9 protein-coding genes are annotated in these 16,312 nt (G+C 50.3%); all 9 read left to right on the top strand.

Going from position 1 to position 16,312, the window contains the following annotated elements; translation table 11 throughout:
* A partial coding sequence (locus D081_RS12645; RefSeq protein WP_158087590.1) for an autotransporter outer membrane beta-barrel domain-containing protein occupies positions 1–3,003 on the top strand: 3,003 nt, incomplete at its 5' end.
* Positions 3,004–3,653: 650 nt separating this feature from the next.
* Positions 3,654–4,916, top strand: coding sequence for an ATP-binding protein (locus D081_RS07060; RefSeq protein ID WP_085023475.1), 1,263 nt, complete (start codon positions 3,654–3,656; stop codon positions 4,914–4,916).
* A gap of 129 nt (positions 4,917–5,045) precedes the next feature.
* Entirely contained in the window at positions 5,046–5,309 is a 264-nt protein-coding gene (locus D081_RS07055) for an AbrB/MazE/SpoVT family DNA-binding domain-containing protein (protein ID WP_158087589.1), read from the top strand.
* Positions 5,306–5,629, top strand: coding sequence for a type II toxin-antitoxin system PemK/MazF family toxin (locus D081_RS07050; protein ID WP_085023473.1), 324 nt, complete (start codon positions 5,306–5,308; stop codon positions 5,627–5,629). Before D081_RS07055 ends, D081_RS07050 begins: the two co-directional genes overlap by 4 nt.
* Before the next feature lie 408 nt (positions 5,630–6,037).
* The gene (locus D081_RS07045) at positions 6,038–7,252 is read left to right on the top strand and encodes an autotransporter strand-loop-strand O-heptosyltransferase (protein WP_198941965.1); all 1,215 of its coding nucleotides are present in this window, start codon (positions 6,038–6,040) and stop codon (positions 7,250–7,252) included.
* On the top strand, positions 7,242–8,462 hold the full coding sequence (locus tag D081_RS07040) for an autotransporter strand-loop-strand O-heptosyltransferase (RefSeq protein WP_085023472.1): 1,221 nt from the start codon (positions 7,242–7,244) through the stop codon (positions 8,460–8,462). The genes D081_RS07045 and D081_RS07040 overlap by 11 nt, the downstream gene beginning before the upstream one ends.
* A gap of 25 nt (positions 8,463–8,487) precedes the next feature.
* On the top strand, positions 8,488–11,535 hold the full coding sequence (locus D081_RS07035; RefSeq protein ID WP_085023471.1) for an autotransporter outer membrane beta-barrel domain-containing protein: 3,048 nt from the start codon (positions 8,488–8,490) through the stop codon (positions 11,533–11,535).
* A gap of 157 nt (positions 11,536–11,692) precedes the next feature.
* Positions 11,693–15,466: an autotransporter outer membrane beta-barrel domain-containing protein gene (locus D081_RS07030; protein WP_085023470.1), complete on the top strand. Its 3,774-nt coding sequence runs from the start codon at positions 11,693–11,695 to the stop codon at positions 15,464–15,466.
* Positions 15,467–15,579: 113 nt separating this feature from the next.
* Positions 15,580–16,311 (top strand): pseudouridine synthase, encoded by a 732-nt coding sequence (locus D081_RS07025; protein WP_085023469.1) that lies wholly within the window; start codon positions 15,580–15,582, stop codon positions 16,309–16,311.
* Position 16,312: the final 1 nt, after the last annotated feature.

Raw genomic sequence — 16,312 nt, 5'->3', positions numbered from 1 at the left:
GGAACGGGTAATCTCGTTACGGGCAACACACTTAACCTTTCCAGCGCGAACACGGCGGGCGGCACGGTGGGGAACTTTGCGACCATCAATATTAAGGAAGTGAAATGGGGAACCCCTGTACTGACAGCAAAACAATTCAATAATGTGAACAGAATCAACGTGGACAACCTCGTCCTTACGAATCCAAGCGCCGCCGGCGGCTCGACGAACCTCCTGACCTCCACCAATGGTGGCTTGGACACACCAACGGTGACAGGAACACTGCAACCGCAAGCATATACTAATTCTCCTATTGTCGCCGGTGTAATGGCAGACGGCACGCTGAATGGTAAAATTGATAAAAGTGCGAATGCCATAACCTATACGACCACATCAAACGTTATTTCAAAGCTCACCTTCACCAATGTGGAGTGGAAGGACAGTGGCGCACTTATCAACCATGCAACGGATGCAACAAAGAACATCGACTTTACAGGGGCAGATGTAGATACCTCCAATATTAGCTTTACCAATATAAAAAAACTGGCAACCAATAAGCAGATGACCCTGGTGTCTGATTTTGGCACGGCAGTGGGAAACATCAGTGGTACCCAGTTTAGTATTGGCCCTTTGAAGGGCGAAGGGCATGCCTTCTATGAGAACAGCAATCTCCGATACCTGGTAACCAGGGGAATTGACGGGACGGTGGATGTCAGTGGTAAGACAAAGGAAATAACGGGTGGCACAACGGTGATGGGGGATGCTATCGGTGCCGCCACTGTCAGTGGTACAGCGGAAAGCAACAAGGTCAACGTATCCGGCGCAAGTAAGGTACAAGGCAATGTTGTGGGGGCAGTGACGGTTAGCGGATTGGTAAATAAGAATGAGGCCAATATCACCGGCAATAGCCTGATAACTGGCAATGTGGATGCGGCCCATACGGATAGCGGTTCTGCCACCGCCAATACTGTCAATGTGGAAAGCAGTAAGGTTAATGGCAATGCTGTGGGGGCTGTAACGGATAGTGGCGTGGCCATCGGCAATGTGGCCAGTGTCAATGGTGGCCGTGTCGGCGGCGATGTGGCCGGAGCCACCAGCAACAGCGGTACCGTAAGCAACGGCAATACTGCCAAGGTGCAGTCAGCTGAGGTGGGCGGCAATGTATACGGTGGCAAGAGCACCAGCGGCGAGGTAAATACCAGTATTGTCAATGTGTCCGGCGGCACAGTAAAGGGCAGTGTCTATGGTGGCCAGACTGATGGCGACAAGAAGGCTGACGGCAACCAAGTGAAGCTGGAACAAGAGGCCAAAGTACAGAAGGATGTCTACGGCGGCTACAGCCAGCAGGGTATCGCCACCGGAAATAAAGTAACAGTGGATGGAGCCACAGTAGATGGTACTGTCTACGGTGGCAAGAGCAAGGATAAGTCCGACAATAACTCTGTGAGATTAAATGGTGGCACCGTTGGGGCAATTATTGGCGGTGGCTGTGAGGAAGCCAGCGGCAATACCGTAATCATAACCGGCGGTGAGGTGCTGAACGGGGTCTATGGTGCCAAGGCGGGTACTTCCGCCACAAACAACACCATTACCATGACCGGGGGCAAGGTGAATAATGTTCTCTATGGCGGTTATACAGAAAGTATGACGGGAACTGCCATCGGCAACATTGTTAATCTATATGGCATGGCGGATGTATCCAATGCCAGCGTATTTGGTGGCAATAGCAGTGCCATTACTGGCAATACCCTGAACATCGGGACTATGATAAATAGTGTAAAGAATATCGCCAACTTTGAAACCATGAATTATGTGGCAGTTCCTTGGAGCAAAGAAAAAGCCGCCGTTACTATTTCTGACGGAAAGGCAAGCGACTTGTCTACTACCAAGGTCAGCGCGGCCAAGGTTTTTTTCACCGATACCACATCTCTTGAAGCCGGCGATACCATGACTTTGCTGGATGAGCAGAAGGTAGCGGCAAATGAGCGGGTACAGGCTGGCAATATTACCAAGGAAAGCAAGTATACCGCTGGCAGTGCCCTTAAGGGTACCGGCATATTGTCTCTAGATGACAGTGGTAATGTTGTTTATAAGGTTATTGAAAAGAAAGTCAGCAATCAGGCCCACAACACTGTTATGGGTGCTACCGCTTCCATGGTGGCCCTGTCTGCTGGTAATGATTTCGTAGGTGCGGCTGTGGATGGGTTGTCCTTGTCCTCAAATACCGGTACTGACGGTGTTTCCACCTTTGCCCAGCTGGGTGGGGGCTCTATGCGTCAGGAGACTGGCAGCTATGTGGATAGTCACACCTGGAATGCTATTCTGGCCCTTGGCCATCAGAACGTTAAGAAGTCCGGTACTACGGAATATGGTGCCTTCTTTGAATATGGAACGGGGAACTATTCCACCTTTAATGGGGATATTAGGGGTGACGGTTCCATGCACTATACTGGCGGCGGCCTTTTGGGCAAGTGGACCAGCCCGAAGAAGGACTATATCGAGGGCAGTATCCGCCTGGGCAGCATAAAGGACGATGCTTCCAATGTTCTTACGGATAATATGGGCAATGCTTATGGCTACAATACCAGTACTGGTTATTATGGCTTCCATGTGGGCTATGGCAAGGTCTTTGATTATTCCAGCGGTCGGAGTCTTGATGTATACGGCAAGTTCTTCTACAACCACCGCAATGGTGTGTCCTTTGATGCTGGCGGCCATTATGATCTTGATGCCATCAATAGCAAGATTCTCCGTGTAGGTGCCCGTTATTCCATGCGCACCAGCGACCAGTGGAAATGGTACGGCGGTCTGGCCTACGAATATGAATTTGGCGGGGAAGCCACCGGTACCGTTGCTGGCATAGCCATCCGTGGTGCTTCTGTCAAGGGTGGCAGCCTCAGAGCTGAAATTGGTGCCACCATTACTCAGCCGGATTCCCCATGGACCGTGGACCTTAATCTTACAGCCTTTGCTGGCAAAAAGCGTGGCGTCTCCGGCGGCGTGGGTTTGAAGTATAATTTCTGAGGAGGACACCTCATCCGGTCACTGCGTGACCACCTTCCCCTCAAGGGGAAGGCACAGTTATGAAGCAGGGGGCAGCTGCCTAATATGGCAACTGCCCCTTTTTGCTGTATTAGCACTGTTTCTTGCCATAATAATACAAAACGGCACTCTGCGAAAGCAGGGTGCTTTTATTTTTTAACTTTATTATTTATCAAAAATTGTTATAAGAAAAAAATCAACCTTTTATACTTATCTCTTATAAATTGACAAAAACATTGTATTTGATATGATAAACGTAAGAAAGGTGCTACCGATAGACGGTCAGCCCCAAATAGTGAAACGATAGAACACCGCCTCCAGTTTGCAGCTTAGGCGGTGTTTCTATTTATGCTTTGATTGCGACGACGCAAATTGTGACAAGAAATATGATTGTTAGACAGTCATATAATGTCATAAGCATACCCCCTTTCGGGGGCAAGAATTGACTGCCTGCCGTTATGGTAGCTCCATTGCCCTATCCGAACTAAACTACAAAAAATGCTTGAAAGTACGGTTTAAATGGGATAATATTAATCCAACAGAGAGTTAAACCGAACTAATTTGCAATAATATTACAGAAAGTACGGTTTAACGAAAAACAGTATATTAACTAAGAAAGTTGTGAGATATTTATGAAGAAAGAACTCTATAAAAGGGAATTTTATCTGCAAAAGATACGTGGCTTTTATGATGAATCAGAAATAATAAAGGTGATTACTGGAGTACGAAGGTGCGGCAAGTCATCCTTGATGGAGCTGATAAAAACGGAGCTTATTGAGCAAGGCGTTAATGAGGAAAATATCATCAGCATACATTTGGATAAAAGGCCATATATACATGTAAGAAAAACGGAGGAATTGGAAAAAATCATTGATGGAAAAAGCCATGATATAAATGGGATGAAGTATTTGTTCGTTGATGAAATCCAAAATATACTTGGCTTTGAAGAGGTTCTCAACGCTTATCGTGAGGAAGGCGATTATTCGATTTTTATCACGGGCAGCAACAGCTACCTTTTATCTGGAGAGCTGGCAACAAAGCTTACTGGGCGTTATATAGAGTTTGAAATGACTACATTGTCCTTTGATGAATATCTGGGAATAAAGAGATTTTATGGCAAAGAGGTATCCGCCAACCCGGAGGAGGAGTTTGATAAATACATATTGGAGGGAGGCTTTCCGTATACAGTTAGCCTGGACACCTTTGCGGATAAAAGATTGTATGTTAAAAGTGTCATAGATGAAATCTACGAGAAGGATATTAGAAAGAATAAACGTATAAAAAAACGGCTGCTGTTTGATACCATACAGAAATATATAATAAATAACTTTGGATCAACCATGTCGATAACCGGGATATGTGAGTACCTTTCCCATACAACAAAGTCAAATGTACGAAAAGAAACGGTATATAATTATCTGTCAATTCTGGAAAAAACAAAAATTGTGAGCAAGTGCTCAAGATTTGATTTGAAAAGCAAAAAAAGCCTGCGGGGGGAAGAAAAATATTATTTGTCGGATCTCAGCTTTTATTTTGCCAATAACACTGATAATAGGATAGAGTATGGGCCGGTGCTGGAAAATGTGGTGTATAACTATGCCAAAAGCCGGGGATATGATATTAGTGTAGGTCGCATAGGAAAATTGGAGATAGACTTTATTTTGCGTAACAATAGTAATGACTACTTCTATATTCAGGTTGCCCGCTATATAGATAATGACAACTATGATGAAAATGGAAATAATATTACGGAAGAACGGGAATATAGACCTCTTGAGCGAATACGGGATTCGTATCCAAAATATGTGATGACATTGGACCGGTTACTCCAAAAGCGAAGTGGTATCCACCATGTGAACATTATTTCATTTATAAATGAAGGGAAAGTTTTTTAATATACATTAAGTTTGACCTGCAGGGGGCAGCTACGGGTTTGTAGCTGTCCCCTTTAGTTGGGGCTGAGTGCGCTAATTGACATCATTTTATCAATGATATACAATGAATATCAAAAGGAGCGTGATTATATGGAAGTTGTACTGAACAAATGGGGAAACAGTTTAGGTCTTAGAATTCCCCGCGAATTAGTGGAAAACTTTAAATTTCAGCCAGGGTCACGTGTTACTATTACTTCAGATGAGTCAAAAATCGTTATCAAGCCGGCCACAAGTATCGAGACACTTTTTGAATCGCATTATAAAAAACCAATGGCTTCTATATGCCGTGAAGAGGTTGGTACCTATAATGAAGAAGCATGGGGTTCTGATGTTGGAGGAGAAATTATAGAATGAGGCAAGGAGACATTATTTTAGTAAACTTCAATCCGACTAAGGGCCATGAACAAGGGAATTACCGTCCTGCCATGATAATTGATCGCGATGATGTTCCTTTGCCAAGCAATCTGCATATTGTGATTCCTATAACTTCCAAAAATAAGGGATATCCGCTAGAGCTTCCATTGCCTTCAGGGCTTAAAACTGAAGGTTATGCTTTGCCGTTTCAACTTAGGGTGTTGGATGTAAATTACAGAAATGCAAAGCTTGTAGAACATGCTCCACAGGAGTTTATAGAGCAATGTTGTGATATTGCCGCTCAGCTTATAAAAGCCTGATTGAATCAGCATTGAACAAAAAATCCCATAAAATAAACGTCAAAACTCCGGCGGCGTGGGATTAAAGTATAATTTCTAAAGGGGGACACCTCATCCGTCAGCCTATCGGCTGACACCTTCCCCTCAAGGGGAAGGCATATTGAGGGGATGATACCTCATATACCCGAAGATTTGTAAATAACAGCTGCACGTTCTTGTGCAGCTGTTATTCTTTTTGTTTTTTTTGCAAAAAAATGCAGTTTAGATGCAACAAAAAACGTCAAAAGGTCTAAAAACCATCACTTTTTCGAAAAATCCATCACTTTTTGATTTCCCTTGAAATTTTTGAAAATTTATATAGACTTTAGATTGGGGAGAAATGTTTAAATATTTCTACAATTCCGACCAAACTTATTTGGAGGCTATATAATGTCAGAAAAAAAATACGCAAGCTTTGACCCGGGTCCGGTTACCATGGACAGTGGCCTGCCCGGTGTAAAGCTGGATTTCAACTATGGTGCGCGGATAATATTGCCGGGGGATGCCGACTATCATGTGCGCCTTACGGATCTGGACACCAGCTCCATTCTGTATGATGCGGATGCCAGGGGAGTTATGGTCACCAGCACCAAAAAATATTACATCAACTTTCGGGTGGAAATCTGGAAGAACGGGGAGCTGGCCCTGACCCACGACCTTGATTTGAAGGATAAAAACGTTCATATAAAATTCCCCGTGGGGACCCTGGGAGATATCCTGGCCTGGTTCCCCTATGCGGAGGAGTTCAGAAAAAAGCACCAGTGCAGGGTTTATTGCTCCATGAGTGAGGAGATTGGCAAGCTGTTTGCCCCGGCCTATCCGGAGCTGAACTTCCTGCCGCCGGACACTATACCGCCGGAGTGTTATGCTACCTATTATATGGGGATATTCTTTCCGGCAGATGACAGATTCCATCAGCCTACGGATTTCCGGGTTATCGGTCTGGCCCTGAACATACCATATATATTGGGGCTGGATGTGGTGGAGCGGCGGCCTGTTCTTACTCCATCAGCCCAGCGGCCCATCAAGGAGCCTTATGTGTGCATTGCCGCCCAGGCCACCAGCCATGCCAAGTACTGGAACAATCCCAGGGGCTGGCTGGAAACAGTTGAATTTCTGAAGCAGCTGGGCTATAGGGTGCTGTGCATTGACAAGGAAAAGGTTCACGGCTTCGGCCGTCATTGGCACACTATCCCTTATGGCTGTGAGGACTTCACTGGCAGCCTGCCTTTGCAGGAGCGGGTGGATGTGCTGGCCCATGCAGACTTCTTTATTGGCCTGTCCAGCGGTCTGGCCTGGCTGGCCTGGGGGGCCGGAACACCCGTAATCATGGTTTCCGGCTTTACACTGCCCTACAATGAGTTCTATACCCCCTATCGGGTGATAAACTACCATGTTTGCAACGGCTGCTGGACGGACAGCAGCGAGGAATTCAAGCACGCTGACTTTGGCTGGTGCCCACGCCATGCCGGCACGGAACGGGAATTTGAATGTACCCGTTATATCAGCTCCGGCCAGGTCTGCCAGACCGTTCAGCGGCTTATGAAGGATTATGATTTGGATCCCAAGGCGGGTAAGATAAGGAGAGCTATTAATGGAAAATAAAGGACCACAGCCGGAACCTTACATGGTTTTTGAACCACCGGCAACACCAACCCAAAAGACGGACAAAAAGGGTATGTTTTTTGATTTTAATCTGGGGCTGCGGGTCAGTGTTCCCGAGGGAAATTATCGGGTAAGGTTTATTGACCGCACCAGCCATCTGACAGTGTATGATGCCAAGGCCTCCGGGGTGATGGCCATAAGCAGCAAGCGGTTCTTCGTCAACTTTAGGCTGGAGGTGTGGGAGGAGCCACCGGAAAATGATAAAAAGAAAAAGGAAGGCAAGCTCATCTTTTCCCATGACTATAACGCCAAAGGGAAAAAGGTACTGTTGAAGTTTGCCGGCCGGGCCCTGGGGGATATGCTGGCCTGGTTCCCTTATGCAGAGATTTTTCGGCAAAAGCACCAGTGTAAGCTCTATGTAATTGTTGATAAAAAATATGAAGAAATATTGAAGCCGGGATACCCGGAACTGCATTTCATTTCCAATGAGGAAAGACCGGCGGATTTATACGCCACCTACTATATTGGGCTGTTTGCCCCCTGGGATGACCGGGATCTCCAGCCCGTTGACTGGCTGGGGCTGCAGGCCCATGCGGCATATATTTTGGGGGTGTTCCCAGGGGAGGAAAGGGTCAGACTGGTTCCTTCCAGAAATGCAAAAAAAATCCGGCCACAAAAGCCCTATGTGTGCATAGCCACCCAGGCCACGGCCCAGTCCAAGTATTGGAACAATGCCAATGGCTGGCTGCAGATAGTGGATTATCTGAAAAAGCAGGGCTATCGGGTACTGTGCGTGGATCGGGACAAGGTCGTGGAAAATGGTATTTTTGGCAACACCATTCCATATGGCTGTGAGGATTTTACGGGAAATCGCACACTGCAGGAGCGGGTTGACCTCATATCCGGGGCAGATTTTTTCATCGGGCTGCCCAGCGGCCTGTCATGGCTGGCCTGGGGCTGCAATGTGCCGGTGGTAATGATAGTGGGCTTTTCACTGCCGGGTACGGAGTTTTACACCCCGTATCGGGTGCAGCAGTTCCACACCTGCAATGGCTGTGCCAACGACCAGCGCAATGAGCACAATTATGAAGATTTTGGAGCCTGTCCGCATCATCGGGGCACTGACCGGGAGTTTGAATGTACCCGGTGCATTACACCGGAGTATGTGCAGGATGTAATCGAGGCAGTACGGAAGGATATTTCCAGCTGATTAGCTAAAATTGGGGGATAATATTATGAAAAGGAATTCAAAGAAAAATTTGAATCTGCAGAAGAAGCTGGCGGTGGCCATGTCCTTGGTGAACGCCCTGAACACCGCCGCTCCGGTGGCATTGCCTTATGTTAATGTTGTTCAGGCAGCAGAGATTGATGTTCCGGCCGGGGATGGCGCTCCTAGAACTGTAACTGATAAAACCTTGAACGGTGGCACTACAATGAATGTCAATGCAGGCGGTACGGCTATAAGAACTACGATTAACTCTGGTGGCAAGCAAATCGTTAGTGAGAATGGTATTACGAGCAATACGCAGATTAACGGCGGCGGTATCCAGATAGTAAGCAGTTCCGGTGCAGCCCGTGATACACACATCTATGCCGGCGGAATGCAGATAGTTGATGAAAACGGCAATGCCGGCCGGGTGGATGGCTCTACCACCGCGGAACTGAGGTATACCTTTGTTCATTCGGGAGGCATACAGAAAGTCCTGACGGGGGGCAATGCCTATAACACCATGGTCGATTCCGGTGGAAAACAGATTGTCGAGTCGGACGGAACCATGGGCGGAAACACTGTGGTCTCGGCGGGGGGCGTGGTTTCCGGCGGCAGCCTGAGGGGCCAGCAGTATGTCTTTGGCACGGCGTCCGGCGTCAGCGTGATGCCGACGGCCATGCAGGCAGTTCAGGGGGGCGGCAGGGCCTATAATACTACCGTTGCGGGTGCTGCTGTTGATACGGGTATACTTGTGCGCCAGGCTGGCTCCCAGGAGCTGCGTGGTACCAAGGACAAGCCGGGAATTGCCTACAATACCAGGGTTTTGGCAGCTGGCAATCAGTATGTGGGAACCCAGAAGGATGGTGAACTAACTTATGGTATCGCCTATAACACCACTGTGAGCGGCGGTACAGTAATTGCAGACGATGATCCTGATAAGTATATTGTTGAGCCTGGGGTGCAGGAGGTCAATCCGGGCAGCATTGCTTCCCAAACTGTTATCTTGAATAGTGGGCAGCAGAAACTGGGAGGCGGCACCGCCTTTGGCACAGTTATTTCCTCCGGTGGAGTCCAATCATTGGAGCATCTCATCATCGGCGGTACGTCCTATGGCGGTGTAGCCAGCGGGACAATTATTTCGTCGGGGGGCGAGCAAAGTATAGATTGGGGTACGGCCATTGATACGGTGATTATGTCAGGCGGAATACAGACAGTTTTAATAAAAGCAGATGCGAATATCATCAGTACACGGGTCAAGGATGGCGGGTCCCAGAAGATTTTCGGCGGCATGGCAGAGAATACAATCATCGAGAGCGGCGGCCAGCAAATTGTTGAGGGGGTATATGATGAGACAGATGGCAAAACATATTATGCCCAAGCCAAAAACACCATTCTGGAAAGCGGGGGCACCCAGAATGTATCCATATATGGTATAGCCACCAGCACCACCATCAATAATGGTGCCGTGCAGAATGTGGCATCCGGCGGTACTGCCAATGCTTCCATTCTTAAGGCTGGTGGTCAGCTGCTGATTGCCTCCGGAGCTGTACTTGCCGATACTGTTGTTAGCGACGGGGCCAGCCTGCCTCTGAATGAAGGCATTAAAATTATAGTTAATTCGGGAAGAACGACGGAGCATATCATTTTAAATGGCGGTGAATTGGTAGTAAATGACTATGGTACGGCCCAAATTGACGAGGCCATCAGCGGTACCATGAAGCTGTTGGATGTGGGGTACGCGGAAGCCCGCCTGGGTGATATAAATACGGCGGCAGATACAACCTTTAACATAACCAATGCCTTTGCCCGTGGGGATACGGTGCGGCTGGGCCAGGGCACTGCTGTCGGCAAGACCCTGGTGCTGACCAATATGGATGGCTACGCCAACTTCTATGTGAATACTGATCTGGAGAACAACAAGAGTGATCTAATCCAGATGAATAACGTGGTAAATGGTACCAAGGCCAATACCATAAGAATTAACTATGATCCAACCTTGGCCCAAAAAACAGAAATTTATGATGTCAATACTACGGTGGCTACAGTGCAGACGGGCACTGCCACCTTTGAAGGTGCTGAAAGTACCGTAGGCGGTATGGGATATATTCCTGTTGTTACCTCGGTGGATAACGGCAAGACCTGGCAGATTACTTCTGTTTATTATTCCAAACCTACTGAGCAGATGTATGCGGCCCTGGGTCAGGGTTCTCTTAGAATGGCAGCCTGGCGTCAGGGGGGACAGACTGTGACCAACCGCATGGCCCAGCTGCGTCAGTCCAAGGTGAAAGACAGCAATATCTGGGTGGACTTCACCCGTGGCAAGAACACGGTGGACAACCAGGGGCACAATGCCTGGGGAACCTACAACCAGCTGGATATTGGCTATGATCATTGCGTGGGCGGTGGCTGGACCCTGGGTGGTGCCTACGGCCTGCGCTATGGCAGTGAAGGATATATCTGCGGCAGCGGCAGCTCCCACGATGACATTCTCTCAGCCTATGGCCTGTGGCAGGGAAATGCCGGCCGTTATGCGGAGGTCATCCTGCGGGCTGGACGCATGAGAGCTGATGCGGATTGGCAGGACCCTAACCAACTGGCCTATAGCAGTGGCAGCAACAGCACCTATGGTCAGGCTGTAAGCCTTGTATATGGCCAGAAAATGGAAAAGGGAGCTTCCTGGTATCTGGAACCTCATGTGGGCCTGCAGTGGTCCCATGTGAACGGGTATAACTACAATCTAAGCGATGGAACGGCTGTGTCCGTGGATGGGGCTACTTCCATTATCGGCAATGTGGGAGTCAACGTGGGACAAACACTGGATAATGGGGGCATATTCTATGCCCGTGCTGATTTGATGCATGACTTCTCCGGGGGTGTAACTGCTACCATGACGAAAAGACGGTCCGTTAGCATAGATAATGACTTCAAGGACACCTGGCTGGATCTGGCCCTGGGCTTCAGGCGTCAGGACGGTCCGGTGGAATGGCATATTGAAGCGGGCCGACTGGGAATCGGCAGCAAGGCTGCCCAAGGAAACTGGGTATGGAATGTAGGGCTTAATTACAAGTTCTGATATAAAAAAGTGCAGTTCAGATGAACTGCACTTTTTTGTTTTTTCCATCACTTTTTGATTTGGTATTGACTTCACAAGAATTGTGAGATAACTTTAACTGTGTATATGGAAATTTTTGGAATAGTTTGACATTATCATAAAAATTTTGGGGAAAGGTATGAAACCTATGGAAGGTCATTCGAAGAAAAATTGGAATCTTCAGAAGAAGCTGGCGGTGGCCATGTCCTTGGTGAACGCCCTGAACACCACTGCACCGGTGGCGTTGCCCTATGTGAATGTGGCCCGGGATATGAAGGCTCCGGGGGGACAGGTCCAGGGGCTGACGGATGCCTTTGCGGCCCAGCTCTATTCCACGGCTGAGGCGACAGATTATAATGTGCCGGACGGCTCCACGACCTCCGTGTCAGTCGCAATGTTGACCGCCGGTGACAAGATGAATGTCAATAGCGGCGGTATTGGCACGGTCGGAATCGTGAGCAGCGGCGGCACGCAGTGGGTCTACAATGGTGGCATTGGCATTATCTCGAGTCTGACCTGGGCAAGTGGCCATAATGCCCGTCAGGAAATTTTCGCAGGCGGCGTCGGCTCGGTAACGAGCAATAACTGCTTGCAGATTGTACACAACAGCGGCATGGCCAAGGACACGACGATCATGCAAGGCGGCACACAGTACGTCGAATTGGGCGGCACGTCATTGAATACCACCGTCAGCGCCGGCGGCCTGCTGGAGTCCCTGCCAGGCAGTATCCTTTCCGGCACGCATAGGATTGAGGCTGGCGGCTGCAACTCCGGCGGCGCGGACGGCACAATAGGCGGCACGTTGGTAGGGACGCAACACATCAAGGGCTTGGTGGGGAACGTCCTTGTCACCGGAGGCTCTGCTATACAGTATGTCTATCAAGGCGGCACAACCAACAATGTGACTCTCTCTAACGGTGGCAGGCAAATCGTAAGCAGCGGCGGCATATCACAGCATACCAGCATCACCTCCGGCGGCAAACTGCTTGCCACCAGCGGCGGAACCCTTACAGGCCAGCATAATATTGACAGCGGCGGCTACACCTCCGGCGGAACCCTGCTACTTTATGAAAGACACGACGAGGGGGGCACAACAACTAATATCATTGGGGTGCAGGAAATCGAGGCGGGCGGCACGGCCTACGACATAACCGTCGGTTCCGGCGGAACGCAGATCGTCCAGAGTGGCGCCATAGTCACGGGCACCCTCCTCGACAGCGGCGGCCAGATCCTTTCGAGCGGCGTCATGGGCGAGGCGGGCACGGTCAGCGCGATCACTAACAACGGCTATCAGACAATTTATGAGGGCGCCACGGGCACAGTCTCGGCCCTCATCTCCGGCAATCAGAATATCAGCGGCGGCACGGGCATAGTCTTGGCCATAAGCAGCGGCGGCAAGCAAATAGTTGATATTGATTCTAGAGGCTCGGCCGGCACGGGCACGATCCTGACCATGAGCGGCGGCCTGCAGATAGTCAGCGCCAACGCCGGCGGTACGATCTCGACCATGAACGGCGGCGTGCAGTCTATTGATTCAATGGGCAGTGGCACGGTCAAAACCATGAACGGCGGCAAGCAGGTAATTCTATACGACCCCTGGTCTCCGGGCGAGGGCACGATCGAGGTCATGAACGGCGGCACGCAGGATGTCAGCCGCGGCACGGGCAGCATCGGGACCATGAAAAACGGCGTGCAAATGGTCGGTAACTACGCTGAGGCCACGATCAGGACCATGAACGGCGGCACGCAGATCGTTAAAAGAAGCGAGAACGGTGAATACGCAGGGGGCCACGGCACAATCGAGGTCATGAACGGCGGCATGCAGTCTGTCGAAGGTCTGGCCTCGGGCACGATCAAGACCCTCGTCAGCGGCGAGCAGCGCGTTTCGGGCGGCACGGCCACGATCGAGACCATGAGCGGCGGCACGCAGGTTATTGCAGACGGCTACCATCTGCACGTCATCGAGAGTGGCGGTTCAACGAGGGTTTACTGCGGCGGTACGGCCACGGTTGAGAACTTGAGTCGTGGCACCCAGATTGTCAGCAGTGGCGGAACTTCCCTTAATACCACAATAAAAGCCGGTGGTACTCAGATTGCCATGGAGGGCGGTGCCTTGGCCGGCGTCCAGACCGTGGAAGCCGGGGGAATTGCCTCCGGTGGAACCCTGATCAAGGGGGCTGTCCAAAAGGTTTATGGCAGTGCTGTCCTTACAACGGTTAATTCCGGTGGTATACAGGACGTGGCTTCCGGTGGCACGGCTAGCGGTACTACCATCAATAGCGGTGGTGTGCAAAGCATAGCCTCCGGCGGTACCGCTAATGGCGCTATTCTTATGTCCGGCGGCAAACAGGAGGTTGTTGCTGGCGGTGTAACAGCTGATACTGTAGTTGGTGAAGGGGCCAGCCTGACCTTGACTGATGGCGGGAAAACCATCGTTCATTCAGGTCGAACCACGGCGCATATTATCTTGAATGGTGGTACTATGGTGGTGGAGGACTACGGTAAAGCTCAGATAGATGCCGCTACCGGTGGCAAGCTGGAGCTGCTGGATATTGGCCTGGCCGAGGCCAGCTTCGGTGATCTAACTACTCCGGCCGGGACTAGCTTTACTGTTACTGATGCTTATGCCCGGGGTGACACCGTACGGCTTGGTCTGGGGGATGCTAACGGCTACTCGGCACCGGGCAAGACTCTGGTACTGACCAATATGGATGGCTACGCCAACTTCTATGTAAACACGGATTTGGCCAACAACACCAGTGATGTTATTAAGATGGACACGGTGGTAAATGGCACCCGTGCCAATACTGTAAGAATCAACTATGACCCGACTTTGGCAGCGGGAGCCGAGGTAACAGACACCGATACCACGGTGGCTACGGTGGGAGCGGCCAATAAGGCCACCTTCACCGGGGCCTCCAGCACCATCGGTGGCTATATCTATCTGCCGACGGTTACCTCCACTGATGCCGGCGTTACCTGGAAGATAACCAGTGTACAGTTTTATAAAGCAAGTAATCAGATGTATGCTGCACTGGGCAATGCCTCCTCCAAGGCGGCATACTGGCGGCAGGCCGGTGCTCCTGTAATAAAACGTATGGCTCAGCTTAGAAGGCACCCGGATTTGGGCAACGATTTCTGGGTGAACTTTACCAGAGGCAAGAACTCATTGGATAATCTTGGTTATGATGTATCTGCCACCTACAGCCGCATGGATATTGGCTTTGATCGCAGGGTCAATGCCAACTGGACGGTGGGGGCTTCCTATGGCCTGAAATACGGCAGCGAGGGCTATTCATGCGGCAGCGGGGATTCACACGATGATATTCTCACCGCCTACGGCCTGTGGCAGGGCAATGGGGGAAGGTACTCCGAAATAACCCTTCGGGCCGGACGACTTGCTTCCCACCTTGATTTGCAGGACCCTGGACAGGCGGTGCTCTCCAAGGGGGACAACAGCACCTACGGACAGGCCATCAGCTTTACTTATGGTCAGCGCATGGAAAAGCCGGACGGTTGGTACATGGAGCCACATGTGGGATTCCAGTGGGCCCATGTAAATGACTATAACTACAGCCTAAGTGACGGCTCCGATGTTTCGGTGGATGCCAGCAATTCCTTCATTGGAAACCTTGGCATCAATGTGGGCCGGGAGTTTGGCCATGGCAGCACCTTCTATGCAAGGGCCGACCTTATGCACGATTTTGCCGGAGGTGTGCGGGCCACCATGACCAGGGGAATGTCCAATTCCCTTGAAAATGACTTCAAGGACACCTGGCTGGATCTGGCCCTGGGCTTCAGGCGTCAGGACGGTCCGGTGGAATGGCATATTGAAGTTGGCCGACTGGGAATCGGCAGCAAGGCTGCCCAAGGAAACTGGGTATGGAATGTTGGAATGAATTACAGCTTCTAAAATGAATGAAAAAGACGGAGACAGCTGTCCCCGTCTTTTTTTGTCCTTCTTCAATAAAAACTAGACAGTATTTGGCCTTTATGTTTTAATCATTTAAGAAGGAGTGTCTATAGATGGAACGGATACAGAAGCTCATCAGCCGGGCAGGGGCAGCCTCCCGGCGGGAAGCGGAGCGTTTGATAAAGGAAGGCAGGGTATGCCTTAATGGGCAGGTGGTCACCGAGCTGGGGACCCAGGCCGAGGAAAATGATGAAATTACCATTGACGGCGTGGCTATTGGAACAGAATCGGCCAAGCTGTATTTTTTGCTGAATAAACCAAAGGGATATCTGAGCACCGTAAAGGATGACCGGGGCCGCAAGACCGTGGTGGAGCTGCTGGCGGATGTGGATGAGTACATTTACCCTATCGGACGGCTGGACTATGATACGGAAGGCCTGCTGCTGCTGACCAATGACGGGGAGCTGATGAATGGTCTGCTGCATCCCCGCTATGAGGTGAACAAGACATATCTGGCCCGGGTGAAGGGCATGGTGACTCCGGACAAGCTGCAAAAACTGCGGACCGGTATCAGGCTGGAGGACGGCATGACGGCTCCGGCGGAGGCCAGGCTGGTGGAATACAACGAGCAGGGTGACTGGTCCAAGGTGAAGGTGGTAATCCATGAGGGCCGCAACCGTCAGGTGAGACGCATGTTCAGTGCAGTGGGGCACGAGGTCACCGCCCTGAAGCGCATTGCCTTTGGAGGACTTACCCTTGAAGGGGTCAGCCGGGGCAAATACCGTGAACTGACGGCTGATGAGGTGGCCAAGCTGAAGCATATTGCGGGAAAGCCGGGGAAATAAT

The organism is Anaerovibrio sp. JC8, assembly GCF_002100115.1.
Taxonomy (GTDB): domain Bacteria; phylum Bacillota; class Negativicutes; order Selenomonadales; family Selenomonadaceae; genus Anaerovibrio.
This window is presented reverse-complemented; position numbering and strand designations above follow the sequence as displayed.

Bases quoted from the DNA above. Each gene is read 5' to 3' on its own strand.
- D081_RS07055 (WP_158087589.1), top strand. From the start codon at position 5,046: ATGGAAGTTGTACTGAACAAATGGGGAAACAGTTTAGGTCTTAGAATT.
- D081_RS07050 (WP_085023473.1), top strand. From the start codon at position 5,306: ATGAGGCAAGGAGACATTATTTTAGTAAACTTCAATCCGACTAAGGGC.
- D081_RS07045 (WP_198941965.1), top strand. From the start codon at position 6,038: ATGTCAGAAAAAAAATACGCAAGCTTTGACCCGGGTCCGGTTACCATG.
- D081_RS07040 (WP_085023472.1), top strand. From the start codon at position 7,242: ATGGAAAATAAAGGACCACAGCCGGAACCTTACATGGTTTTTGAACCA.
- D081_RS07035 (WP_085023471.1), top strand. From the start codon at position 8,488: ATGAAAAGGAATTCAAAGAAAAATTTGAATCTGCAGAAGAAGCTGGCG.
- D081_RS07025 (WP_085023469.1), top strand. From the start codon at position 15,580: ATGGAACGGATACAGAAGCTCATCAGCCGGGCAGGGGCAGCCTCCCGG.
- D081_RS07030 (WP_085023470.1), top strand. From the start codon at position 11,693: ATGAAACCTATGGAAGGTCATTCGAAGAAAAATTGGAATCTTCAGAAG.
- D081_RS07060 (WP_085023475.1), top strand. From the start codon at position 3,654: ATGAAGAAAGAACTCTATAAAAGGGAATTTTATCTGCAAAAGATACGT.